A 12,920-nucleotide genomic window follows, 5' to 3' on the forward strand; every position below is an offset into this window, starting at 1 on the left:
CTTCGAGCGCCTTGCTGAGAAAACAGGCGCCTTCGTCTAATTGGACAAACTATTACTGCCTCGCCCCTTACATCTATAGAGATAGCCGTGAAAAGCAGGGCAGGCTAGTCTTTCTTTAGGGGGCGTGTTTCACGCCTGTTTAAGCGTGGCGCTTTCGATATGATCGCCGGACCCATTTTCGTGCGAATGGGGGTACATTGAATCAGTGACGCTTAACCTTGAGAAAATTGACCACTGAGTACACTTTTTATGGCAACTAGCTTGAAAGACTCCGGTCTATTACTCCGTTTATGTCTTTTTAAACTTGCGTCGTTTGGATAGTGCGTAAGCAAGTAATATGCCTGACAGAAATCCCCAAAAGTGCGCTGCCCATGAAATAGTGGGTAAAAAACTGACGAGTGATAACAGGGCACCGCCGTAAGCAAAAAAGGATATGATGGCAAAAAACCAGCTGCGTAAGCTAGGGTTAAAGTAGGCATCGAAGAATAAAAAACCGATCAGAGCAAAGACTAGGCCTGATGCGCCTACAGTAATGCCGCTTGAGCCAAATACCCATACACCAATTCCCGAGCCCATGGCGCCAAGAAGCATAATTATGCGAAGCTGTTTTGGGCCAACGGAAAGGTTAACAATAAGGCCGAGCATTAATAGTGGGACGGTGTTGGATATAAGATGGAATAGGTTTGCATGTAAGAATGGTGATAAAAGAATTCCGGTTAATCCCGATAAGGTCCGTGGTCGAATACCAAGGTCGTTGAAATTAATACCGATTAATAGGGCGTCGAGAAAAAATATGGCCCAAATAGAGAAAACAAACCATAAAATTTCTTTGGGGATTGCTCGCCTAAACATCATTCTTTTGCTTCAGTATTTCGCAGAGGGCGTTTTGTTCGAGCCCCAGCACATCAATAATGGCGGCAAATAAGTCGGCAGAAAACATGCCTTTATGGGTTTTACTGCGTAAGTTTTCGGGTGTCATTACGATGCCTTTTTTGTTGAGGGCTTCACATAAGTCCTCATATTTTAGGCCTTTTAAGGCAAGCGAAGCCCGAATATATCGGGTTATAGCAAGCTTATAGGGGGCAAGCGATTGTTTGTTTTTTACACTTTGATCTGGATTCATAGGGTTGTCCATTCTAGATCTGGATGTATAGGATCTAGAATTTAATGATGTAAGTTGATTGTCGACTTCGTTTTGTAGGGTTTATTGTTGTAATGTTCTAACTATAGAGCAATATGTGTCGCATATTACATGCCCGTTACTCATGTGGCAATATTTGTGACTTATGATTGACATAGGCTTTCACGGTGCTATATTTGTGACCTATGTTTCACGTTTATTTATATACTTTAAGGAAAACAGCATGTCTTGGAACACCGATACATTAAAGGTACTCGCCGAAGCTCAGTTAGGGTGGGTTGTAGAGGCTGAGGGCGAATGTTTAACCATCTCTAATGATGAGGGCGTTGATGTTTTTGTCTATGTTGGCGGCCAGCAGATCTTGGTAGAAACTGCCTTGTTTCCGGCAGAATGTGTGATCAATAAAGAGCAGTTAAATGATTTGATTTTGCGGACACATCAACTTGTACCGCTGACAACGATTGGGGTTAAGGATATAGGCAGCGAAAGCTACTACGTTGCTTTTGGGGCCTTATCTGTAGACAGTAAAGATAGTGTAGTCATCGAAGAGGTAGAGGCTCTGTTTGATAATGTTTCAGAGTTTTTGGATTTATACAGCGAATACTTGAATTTGGAGATCTAAAATGAGCTTAAAGAAATTGTGGACAGCAATGCGTGGAGCAACGAATGAAGGCATTGAGGCAGTAGCCGATACTCAAGCTATTCGTATATTGGACCAAGAAATGCGCGATGCAAAAACAGAATTGCAAGTTTGTGATGAAAATCTAACGCGTATTATGGCTAAAAGAAAATTAGCCGAAGGGAAGGTTAAATCTCTTAACTCGGATATTGAAACCTATACCAATCATGCTATAGCAGCAAGTGAAAAGGGTGATGAGTCTTTGGCTGTAGAGTGCGCCGAACGAGTTAGCGACCTAGAAGTGAGTGCGGAAACAGAGCAAGAAATCCTAAACAGTTTCTTGGCCTCAGAAGGCTCTCTAAAGGCCAATATAGCTAAGGCAAAAACCAATGTTCGCCGTATGGAACAGCAAATTGAGCAAGTAAAGGCAACTGAGTCAGTACAAAAAGCTCAAGTAGCGGTGTCCACTCGACACATGGGAGCCAACAGCAAGGTCAAAACCGCATTGAGCAGTCTTGATCGAATAAAAGCAAAGCAGAAGCAACGCAGTGCTGAGTTAGAGGCGGCTGAAGAGTTGGCTGGAGAAGAAAGCGGTAATGGCCTTGAGGCGAAGCTGAAAGCAGCTGGCATTCAACCAGGTGGTCAAAAAAGTGGTAGCGATCGCCTAGCCCAAATACTTGCGGCAAAAAAAGGCTAATTTGTGTTAGTTCATAGAATAAGCCGCCTATTGGCGGCTGTTTTTTTTCGTGCTAGCTTTTCGGTAATAATACTTAGCGTGCTGCTTTACGGTATTTCTTCCTATGTACTGATGTATTTGTGTGACGAAATAGTTCTTTTAGAGCCCGGTAATTTTTTCTATTGGTTAGTTGTTACTGCTTCCACTGTTGGTTATGGCGACCTTTCCCCCAGTACAATTTTAGGCAAACTAGCGGTAAGTCTTTGGGTAATACCGGTTGGCTTAAGTTTATTCGCACTACTATTAACTCGGGTTGGGTTTTATTTGTCATTTATCCTTCTGCGTGGGAAAAAGGGATTACGTATGCTTCATCTTGAAAACCATAGTGTAATTATTGGTTGGAACTCCGCTAGGACTTTACGCCTAATTGAGTTGTTATTGGCCGGTGCAAAAGATCATCCTGGCGCCACAGGTAAGCCCGAACGCATTTTGTTGTGTGTTGCCGTGGATATCGAAAATCCTTTGCCTGGGTTAATTGATTTTGTCCGTGTTGAATCATTTTCACATGGCGAATCTATGGCGAGGGCTTCTCTAGCAAACGCGAGCCGTATTATTATTGATACACCGTCGGATGATGTTACCCTCACTACGGCGCTATACTGCGATAAAATTAGCCCCAGCAGCCACAAAACGGCTTACTTTCAGGATGAGGGTGTAGGTGAACTTCTTAAATCGCATTGCCCCAATGTAGAAATTATTCCTTCTGTATCTGTGGAGATGCTAGCACGCTCCTCTGTTGATCCTGGCTCGGCGCTGTTACATAAACAATTGTTAGATACAACCTATGGCATGAGCCAGTATTGTTTGCCGTACACTAAAATAGCACCAGAAAAATTCGAGACATTATTTCTGCATTTTAAAACGCGCTTATCCGCTACGCTTATTGGCGTCAAACATAAGGGACATGAGCAGATAGACCTAAACCCAGAGCTTGGCGTGAATGTAAATGCAGGGGATGATGTGTATTATATTTCTGCTTCACGTTTGTCTGAAGAGCAGTGCTTCACTATTAACTAATTCGTGAATGAACCGTGTGTGGAACTAATAGCATGGGTGAGTTAGAGCGAAAAAAGGGTTTGATGTAGACTATGTTTGGTTCATTTTTTAAAAAAAAGCAAAATGAAAGCCCTTTGTTGAATGCGCCATCCGTTATGGGTCTTCGCATTGGTGGAAGCTTTGAGATTGACCCCCTTTTAATGAAAATGATGCAAGGCGATTTAATTATAGAGGGCGCTGCTACCAGTTATATTATTAAGGCATCAGGGATTGCTGAATTAGATGGCTCGTGGATTTTTCGTTTTTATACGGATGATGATGCTTTTATTCAGGTTATAACAGAGGGAGGGAAATGCGAAGAGCATATTGTTGATGTGAAGCTGTTTCATTTTTACGATACGCAGGATGTAGCATCACAGGGTGTTTGGGATGACCTTCTTTATAAAAAAATTGGCAGGGAGACTTATGAGGTCGAAGAGCATACCTTTCATCGTGTATGGACCTCTACCAGCGATTATCATAATCCCGTCTATGTGCAAGAAAAAACCTATGATGCAGAAGGGGGTTCAAGCGTCACCGATCAGTTTATAATGTTATTCGAGCGGCCTATAGCGGGCGGTAATACGGAAGCCCTATTTCTATCGGCAGAAGAAACAGAAGATAATGGAAATCTAACGCGTTGCTTGGTTTTAAGTACGGGCATTACGCTTACATCATCACAATTAACGGTGCATGGCTAGTAAAGGAGCTGTTCCACCTAGCGTACTTTTATATACATACTCGTTATTTTTCATGGCGAGTAAAATAATTTTCAACAATTCATAGTAAGTAAGGATTTGTTATGGAATTTCAAGAGCTTCTCAGTAGTGTTATTCATTTCAGTGCGTATTTTGCACTTTCGATTATATTTGTCATTATTTTCAAATTTGTTTATGTCTTTGTGACGCCGCACGATGAGTGGAAGCTAATTAAAGAGGACAAGAATGTAGCCGCATCGATTGGCTTAGGCGGTGCGGTTGTCGGGTTTGCACTGGCTTTGAGTGGCGCTGCCAGTAACTCTGTATCTTTTTTAGATTTTGCAACATGGGGTGTCATCGCTATAGTTGCCCAGTCGCTAGCTTTTGTTGTTGTGCGTTTTGTATTCATGCCCAAAATTGTTGAGCGCATAATTGCTAATGAAGTCAGTGCTGGTGTTATGTTGGCTGCAACAAGTATTTCAGTGGGCTTACTTAATGCCGCGTGTATGGCTTATTAACCTATTTATGATGGTCGTTAATGCGGGCAAAGAAAATAAGGAATGATACGGTGAAAAGAAGTAAACGAATCGATTTGGACCTGATGAGAAAAGTTGGCTCATCGGTACCTACAACCCCGACACTCAAACCACTTGCTATTGCTATTGCTGCTCTTCTCTTAACTGCATGCGGTGGTAAAGAAGAGGTGAAGATCGTTCAATCTGTTGATGACTGCCAAAATAAAACAGAGCTTACCTTTGAACAGTGTGAGGCGGCGTACGTAAAAGCCTTGGCTGAAGCTGAACGAACAGGTCCAAAATATCGCTCACTCTCCGAATGTGAAACCGATTTTGGTACAAGGCAGTGCCGGCAGAGCAATCAAGGCGGCATGTTTATGCCGTTCATGGCTGGCTTTATGGTGAGTAATTTATTAAGTGGACGCGGGGGCTATGGATATAACCCTGTGTATCATTACCAAAATTCTCGCTCGTCTTACAGTAATCGATTAATGACCTCCGATGGAGCTATTCTCGGCCGCCCTGGACGTAGTTCTTATAATGTTAGTAAATCCACTTTAAAACCTAAACCTTCTGTAACACGGACAGTATCGCGTGGTGGCTTTGGGTCTAAGGCTTCTGCCAAATCAAGCTGGGGCGGTGGTAAAAACTCAAGTGGTTGGGGCGGCTAGATTATGCTGCGAATTCCTATAGCTGAGCGCGCCCGCTGGATTGAGAAAGCGGACGAGTTTGGCTTTAAGTTTCACACCATGCATGGTCAAAAATACTGGGACGAAAGTGCATATTACCAATTTACTTTAAAGCAAATCGAAGATGACTTAGAGTCGCCCACCGAAGAAATACATCAGATGTGTTTGTCTGTAGTCGAAAAGGTGGTGAATGATGAAGACCTACTGCGTCGATTTTGTCTTCCGTCGCGGCAGTGGGATTTTATTCGTCAGTCGTGGCTTAATGGTGATCCCAGTTTGTATTCGCGATTGGATTTTGCGTACGACGGCAAAGGCCATGCAAAGCTATATGAGAATAATGCCGACACGCCCACTAGTGTTTATGAAACGGGTTTTTGGCAGTGGCTGTGGCTACAAGACAATGTTGATGATGGAGCGTTGTCACGCCAATCTGATCAGTTTAATTCCTTGCAGGAAAAGCTGGTCAATCGCTTTAAAGACATTCAGTTTTTAACACCCGATAGAACGCTTCATTTTTCTTGCTGCAAAGACTCTCCTGAAGACAGGGGTACGGTTCAATATTTAGAGGATTGTGCAAAAGCGGCAGGTATTAGTACAGCGTTTGTATTTATAGAAGATATTGGCCGGGATAGTATTGGTAACTTTACGGATTTAAGCGATCAGGTTATTTCATGGATGTTCAAACTCTATCCTTGGGAGTTTATGTTTGATGAAGAGTATTCGTCTTGCTTGGGCGTTAACAATATCCGGTGGATCGAGCCCCCCTGGAAAAGTATTTTGTCAAACAAGGCTTTACTCCCACTGCTATGGAAGATGTTTCCAGGACACCCTAATTTACTCCCTGCTTTCTACGAAGATGAGCTAAGTCTTGCCGGTGATATGTCATCATTGGTAAAAAAGCCAATATTCTCTCGGGAGGGCGCAAACATTTCATTTCTGGATGAAAGCTCGAGTATAAAACCTACCCCCGGCCCTTATGGCGAGGAAGGCTATATCTACCAGGCTGTGCATATGCTGCCGAAGTTTGAAGATAATTATACGCTGATTGGCAGTTGGTTGGTGGATGATAGGGCTGCAGGAATTTCTATCCGAGAGGACATTAATCCCATTACACAAGATATGAGTCGCTACCTTCCGCATATTATTCTCTAATTACAAAAGATAGCAGGACAGGAGCGCTAAAAGAGATGGCGACAATTAAAAGTTTCTTGCCTGTCGGATTGTTCAATATTGTCATGGGTATAACGAAAGACCATTCGTATTAAAATAACCCGTTAGCTTAAAAATTTAGTGCGTACGTCCTCTGTATTCGATGTGGAAAGCAATTCCCTGCAAGGCCTGACGCCTGAGTGCCCAAAAAACAATCAATTCGCCTTTTGGGTGAGCATTATTTCGAGCCCACCTGAAGAATTACTTTTTTTGATGTTTTTAGAGTGACTATCTGGAGTCGTTACCGAGGCGTGTAGCCCCGAAGTAACGAACGTAGGGGGCTCAACTCAATTATGAATGGATGAATTATTGCTTTCTTGTAACTCCAGACCTCACACGGCGGTTGTTGCGGGCAAGCAGTTTGCGCATAATGCCTGCCACGTAAAAGCACAGAAAGAGCCACTATGACTAACGCCATCTACGCCAAAATAGCCGACGAACTCAATGCCGGCCTTCATCAAGTACAAGCCGCCGTGGGCCTATTAGACGAAGGTGCAACGGTGCCTTTCATCTCTCGCTACCGTAAAGAAGTGACCGGCGGCCTCGACGATACCCAGTTGCGAAACCTCGAAGAGCGCTTAACGTACTTGCGCGAAATGGAAGATCGCCGCGATACGATCCTTAAGTCTATTACCGAGCAAGAAAAGCTCACCCCAGAGCTAGAGCGCGCTATTCGCGGTGCCGATACCAAAACCACTCTCGAAGATTTATACCTGCCTTATAAGCCTAAGCGCCGCACCAAAGCGCAAATTGCACGCGAAGCTGGCTTAGCGCCGCTGGCGGAGCAATTACTGGCCGACCCTAATCTTGCCCCCGAAGTCTTAGCGGCGCAGTTTCTAAACAGTGAATTCAAGATCGAATCCAACAAGGATGCTTTGGATGGTGCTAAGCAAATTTTGATGGAACAGTTTAGTGAAGATGCCAAGTTACTGGATAAAACCCGTAGCTTTATGCGTACCGAGGGTTATCTGGCTGCAGGTGTTGTCGCGGGTAAAGAAGCCGAGGGCGAGAAGTTTCGCGATTATTTCGAACATAAAGAAGCCTTTATTACTATGCCTAGTCACCGCGCGCTGGCGATGTTTCGCGGTCGTAATGAAGGCATCTTGAATATGACCTTCACGCTTGAAACCGATTTGGAGCCTGGGCAAATGCACCCCTGTGAGGTGATGGTCGCTAAGCACAACAATATCGAAAACCAAGAGCGCCCTGCCGATAAGTGGCTAGCCGAGGTTGTGCGCTGGAGCTGGCGGGTGAAGATTCTCACCCACTTGGAAACCGATTTACTGGGTGATTTGCGCGAGCGTGCAGAGCAAGGCGCTATCGACGTTTTTGCCCGCAACCTAAAAGATTTATTGCTCGCGGCTCCAGCGGGGCAAAAAGCCACCATCGGTTTAGACCCCGGCTTACGCACAGGTGTAAAAATGGGTGTTGTCGACGCTACCGGCCGCGTGCTGGATCACGGCGCCATATTCCCTACCCCGCCGCAAAAGCGTATTGCTGAAGCCGAGGCGGTGTTACTCAAGATGTGCCAAAAGTATAACGTGAACTTAATTGCTATTGGCAATGGGACGGCTAGCCGTGAAACCGATAAGTTTGTTGGCGACTTCTTAAAGCAGCATCCCGAGTTCAACATTCAAAAAGTGATTGTGAACGAATCCGGTGCTTCTATTTATTCGGCCAGTGAATTTGCGGCCAAAGAATTCCCCGATTTGGATGTGACTATTCGTGGGGCCATCTCTATTGCGCGCCGTTTACAAGATCCTTTGGCGGAGTTAGTGAAAATCGATCCTAAATCCATTGGTGTTGGCCAATACCAACACGATGTTTCGCAAACACGTTTGGCTAAATCGTTGGATGCCGTGGTTGAAGATTGTGTGAACGGCGTGGGTGTAGAAGTGAATACGGCATCGGCCCCGCTATTAGCACGCGTGGCGGGCTTAAATACTACCATTGCCAATAACATAATTGAGTTTCGTAATGAGAATGGCCCTCTTAAAAACCGTAAACAGTTGTTGAAGGTGGCGCGCCTAGGGCCAAAAGCTTTTGAGCAAGCCGCAGGATTTTTGCGTATCGCCGGTGGCGATAACCCATTGGATGCCTCTTCGGTTCACCCTGAATCCTATGCGGTGGTCGAGCATATTGCTAAAACTAATAGTCGCGATATTAAGGCCCTAGTTGGCGACAGCAGTTTTGTGCGCAGCCTAAAACCGAACGATTACATCAGCGAGAAATTCGGTTTGCCCACCGTTACCGATATTATTAAAGAACTCGACAAGCCCGGCCGCGATCCCCGGCCAGAATTTAAAACGGCGCAGTTGAAAGACGGTATCGAAAAACTCAGTGATTTAGAGCTGGGGATGACACTTGAAGGGACGGTCACCAATGTGACAAACTTTGGCGCCTTTGTGGATGTGGGCGTTCATCAAGATGGCCTTGTTCATATTTCTGCGCTGAGTCACACTTTTGTGAAAGATCCGCATTCGGTGGTTAAAGCTGGCGATATTGTTAAAGTGAAAGTGATGGAAATTGATGTGCAGCGTAAACGTGTCGCATTAAGTATGCGGCTGGACGACACCCCCGGCGAAAAAACCAGTGGCGGAGGTAATGGCCAAAATAACAATCGCACGAATACCAATAAAGCCCCGCGTAGCGGAAAGCAAAATACTAGCTTTAAAGACAATGTGCAGCAAGGCACTATGGCGGTATTGTTTGAGCAAGCGCTCAAGAAAAAATAAATAGCGCGGGCATATAGCTCGCTTTTTTATGCCCAATGCTATCCCAGCATAAAAAGTGTGGGTTAAATTAGAAGTAATAATTTAACCCACTTATTGACTTATTATCCCCCGCTTTAAACCTGCGAATTTTCACGTTAGTTGAAGATTGATAACCCTGCGTGATCCCCTCCTCTATTATTAAGCTAAATTCAAATTCTCTAATGTCCCTCTAATAGTCAAAGTAAAAAATTCCTACAGTTAAAAAAGTATTAATAATACCGTTAAAAAACCATAGTTTTTCGAGGGTGTGTGCCTGCAGAGTACGGCCTTATAGTCGCGACGAATAACTTCTAATAAATGAAAGTGTGGGACTGGCTTAGTTTTTTATTACCTTTTTAATAGTTAAATTGTAATTTTTTATATTATTTTTTATAAATACTAACAAATTCACTTTTTTTGTTATCGTCTTAAAGTATTAAAATCCAACAAGCAGTATCTTTTTAACTAAAGGTTAGCTCTTTTTTAGCTCAATTTTTTTATTCAACCGGTTCTTTGACGCCGTTCAATTTTTGCTCATATCTCCAGTCAATTTTAAGCATTGACACCGTGGTACTTTCTTCGTGTGTGATTGCATGCGCTCACTCGCTTTAGAAATAAAAACGCTCTCCAATTGTGTTTTCAGCGTGACAATAAAATTAAAATTCATCGCTTTATTGATCAGTGCGAAAGTAAAAAATGACCAATAAAAACGGTGGCAACCTGTAGGGGCAAAAAAATGATGATTATGTCAAAGAAACAAAAATTACTTTTTTACAGTGGAGGTGCGCTACTCGCTTTAGCTCTTTCCGCGTGTACCGGGACCGAGATTGCTTCAAGCTCAAGCGAAGCGACTGTGGCCTCAAGTCAGGCCAATATTCCGGCTTCTTCTAGTTCTGCACCGGCGACAAGTATTGGCAGTGTTAGCAACGGCCAATCTTTAATGGGCGGCAGCGGATGTGTGGGTTGTCACACGGATAATGGCGATGGCACCTTTGGCGGCTTAGTACCGTTTAACGCTAAAACAATGAACCGCGGCAATACGGCTGCAGAATTGGCGGCTTATATTAGCCGGTCCATGCCTTCAACAAGCCCAAGCCTTTGTACTGGCACGTGCGCAAATGACACGGCGGCTTATTTATGGTCATTTAAAAACGGCGGTACTCCTGTAACCTCAACGCCGACGTCTACCACCAGTTCTGCTGCTCCCAGTGTTGGCCTCGCTAAGCCTGGCGCGGGTTATGTTGCGCTACCCAACGAGCGTGGCACTTATAATTATGAAGGTGTTTTAGTAGATGAAAGTACAGGCTTTGATAAGTCTGTTTCTTTGGAATCGTTTAAAACCACGCTTTACCCTCACTTGAGATCAAGCACTTGTGCGCAATGCCATACAACCGATATTAGTACGGCTAACGGTGGCAGCCAAGCGCCATTGCATGCCGATAGTAATGTTGAGTTAGCACATGAATACGCCTTAACCCGAGTTAACTTCAAAGATCCACGGGAATCAAAATTTGTGGTTCGTATGGAATTGGATCGCCATAACTGTGGTGGCCGTTGTAGTTCGGCAGCCGATGATATGGAAGATGCTATTTTGGCGTGGAAAGCTGGCGTTCAACACATGCTGCCTGAAACGACACGTGGCATTGCTGCAGGCACCAATATCAGTACTTCGCAGGTAGAACAATGGATCGCGACGGATAAAAACACGCTGTCTAACGGTGACAAGGAATATATCGTTTATACCTCTTTGCATGAAGTTCACAATGCGGGTATATCGGCAGATGACTTAAACATTGTTCGTGTCGGCTTATCTAAAGCGCTTAACTCTGTAGCCCGTTGGGCGCCTGAAATTGTTAACCCAGAAGATGTAACCGGCGATGGTATTTTGTATAAGTTCGACATCCGCGACTACTGGGCTTGGAGCCAATTACCCGATGGTCAAGTACTTTACTTTGGCGGTTCTGATGATGATTTAGCCTTTGGTGCTGATGGCAAGTTTGACTACCGAGGTGACCCGATTCAAGGTGGCCAAGTAGGCCAAGGTACACAAGGTAATAAGTATAAATTTACCAATAATACGTGGAATAACCCTAAGCATGCGCTGCAAGTTTGGGAGCGAATACTGCACGGTAACGTAGAAGGCGCTTCTCAAAATTCGAACCTAGACCCTAACCTGAAGGGTTTTAAAGGCCCGCGAAAAACCACCAGTTCCGGTGATGAGTATGTTGATATCAACGGTTTTGAATGGGTAGAAGCCTCACAGCTTGTTTACACCCTAACGCGCCCAGATGTATACAACGCCATCATGGCTATTCCGTTCTTTATGGACGAGCTGGAAAAAAACTTGGAGATCGATAATAGCCAAGGCGCCGATTCTTACGATTGGGTTGTGACTTTTGATGCAATTACCGTAGATTCACGCCTACTGTTCCGCGCTAAGCGTCCGGGTGCAGACTGGTATTGGAAAAGCTTCGATATATTCTCTGGCCAGTTGGCGGGTGGCGAGCGCAGCATCTTTGATGTGTACGAAGAAGGCGGCACCGATATTCGCTTCCCATGGTGGGCAAACCCAGAACCAAAATTTGTTAAGTGGTTACAAGTCCAAGATGACAACAGCGCATTTAGTTTTGTGGCTAGCTTAAATCAAACCTTTGGTAACAGTGGCGGCTTTGGTTTTGCTGGGCATAATGCACCAGGTTGTGATAAACAAGCAGGCTTTGTTCCCGGTTTAGATTTTGGTAACTGTCGCCATTACACGGGTGAAGGTGGCGCAATGCAATCTGCAGAAGAGATGATCTTTAACATTCCCAATGGTTTGCAGGGTTATGCTCTAGCAGGTGGTTTTAATCAGCGTCGTGTTGATGCCTTTACGAACATCGTTCGTGATCCGCGTATATTGACCAAAGCCGGCGATAATATTGCTAGCGCAACGGGTTACTCTTACTCTAACCCTGAAGGCAGCTTCCGCCAGGCTGACCCACGTCTTAACAATGGTAGCTCTTGTATTGGTTGTCACGTTGATGGTATGAACCGCATGGGTAATGACATGCGTAACTGGCTAGACAACGCGCCAGATCGCTTGCCAAAAGGCCCTTACGGTGTAGATGATTGGGTTAACAATGCACAAAAAGTGGCGCGTGTACGTGAGCTTTACCCCGAAGAAAACGCTCTTAGAGAAACCATCGAAAGCGATCGCTTAACGTTCTTAACCGCAATGGGTAAGATTAAAAGCGAAATGATTTGGGGTGACGATAAGAACGTTTATGTAGAGCCCATTATTTGGACCGTTGAGTACGCTCAGCGCACCAAATATAACTACCCACAAACCACTTCGAACTAAATATTGAAATTATTGTGAATCGCTAAGGGGCCTTCGGGCCCCTTTTTTTGTGCATAGATTTTATAGCGATGAGAACTTTTTAGCCCACAAGCGGTTTAATAAGTCACTAGCTGGTATAAAATACCGCAAGTTAGGGACGAGGCAATAATAGTTTATCCAATTAGGCGAAGAGATCGGCTTTCTTA

11 protein-coding genes are annotated in these 12,920 nt (G+C 44.5%); 9 read left to right on the top strand and 2 right to left on the bottom strand.

Annotated elements, in window-relative coordinates; all coding sequences use genetic code 11:
* Positions 1-288: 288 nt before the first annotated feature.
* Both AC3A8L_RS14160 and AC3A8L_RS14165 read right to left on the bottom strand, forming a co-directional pair.
* Positions 289-855: a rhomboid family intramembrane serine protease gene (locus tag AC3A8L_RS14160; protein WP_487962919.1), complete on the bottom strand. Its 567-nt coding sequence runs from the start codon at positions 853-855 to the stop codon at positions 289-291.
* Complete coding sequence (locus tag AC3A8L_RS14165) at positions 845-1,123, bottom strand: DUF6471 domain-containing protein (protein ID WP_487962920.1); 279 nt, start codon at positions 1,121-1,123, stop codon at positions 845-847. Before AC3A8L_RS14165 ends, AC3A8L_RS14160 begins: the two co-directional genes overlap by 11 nt.
* A 241-nt stretch (positions 1,124-1,364) precedes the next feature.
* Here AC3A8L_RS14165 and AC3A8L_RS14170 point away from each other — a divergent pair, with 241 nt between their 5' ends.
* The 9 genes from AC3A8L_RS14170 (at position 1,365) to AC3A8L_RS14210 (ending at position 12,735) form a co-directional block, all read left to right on the top strand.
* Positions 1,365-1,763 carry a DUF2170 family protein gene (locus AC3A8L_RS14170; RefSeq protein ID WP_487962921.1) on the top strand — a complete coding sequence of 133 codons (399 nt, stop codon included), beginning with the start codon at positions 1,365-1,367 and terminating at the stop codon, positions 1,761-1,763.
* Position 1,764: 1 nt separating this feature from the next.
* Complete coding sequence (locus tag AC3A8L_RS14175) at positions 1,765-2,457, top strand: PspA/IM30 family protein (protein WP_487962922.1); 693 nt, start codon at positions 1,765-1,767, stop codon at positions 2,455-2,457.
* A gap of 3 nt (positions 2,458-2,460) precedes the next feature.
* A complete protein-coding gene (locus AC3A8L_RS14180; protein ID WP_487962923.1) occupies positions 2,461-3,513 on the top strand; it encodes a potassium channel family protein in 1,053 nt (350 codons plus the stop codon).
* A gap of 71 nt (positions 3,514-3,584) precedes the next feature.
* On the top strand, positions 3,585-4,232 hold the full coding sequence (locus tag AC3A8L_RS14185; RefSeq protein ID WP_487962924.1) for a YjfK family protein: 648 nt from the start codon (positions 3,585-3,587) through the stop codon (positions 4,230-4,232).
* A 101-nt stretch (positions 4,233-4,333) separates the two neighbouring features.
* Positions 4,334-4,747, top strand: coding sequence for a DUF350 domain-containing protein (locus AC3A8L_RS14190; protein WP_487962925.1), 414 nt, complete (start codon positions 4,334-4,336; stop codon positions 4,745-4,747).
* Positions 4,748-4,797: 50 nt separating this feature from the next.
* The gene (locus AC3A8L_RS14195; protein WP_487962926.1) at positions 4,798-5,415 is read left to right on the top strand and encodes a DUF1190 domain-containing protein; all 618 of its coding nucleotides are present in this window, start codon (positions 4,798-4,800) and stop codon (positions 5,413-5,415) included.
* A 3-nt stretch (positions 5,416-5,418) separates the two neighbouring features.
* Complete coding sequence (locus AC3A8L_RS14200; protein ID WP_487962927.1) at positions 5,419-6,585, top strand: glutathionylspermidine synthase family protein; 1,167 nt, start codon at positions 5,419-5,421, stop codon at positions 6,583-6,585.
* Between the two features lie 461 nt (positions 6,586-7,046).
* Positions 7,047-9,377, top strand: coding sequence for a Tex family protein (locus AC3A8L_RS14205; protein ID WP_487962928.1), 2,331 nt, complete (start codon positions 7,047-7,049; stop codon positions 9,375-9,377).
* A 754-nt stretch (positions 9,378-10,131) separates the two neighbouring features.
* Positions 10,132-12,735, top strand: coding sequence for a hypothetical protein (locus tag AC3A8L_RS14210; protein ID WP_487962929.1), 2,604 nt, complete (start codon positions 10,132-10,134; stop codon positions 12,733-12,735).
* Positions 12,736-12,920 lie beyond the last annotated feature (185 nt).

Source organism: Marinagarivorans sp., from assembly GCF_982758155.1.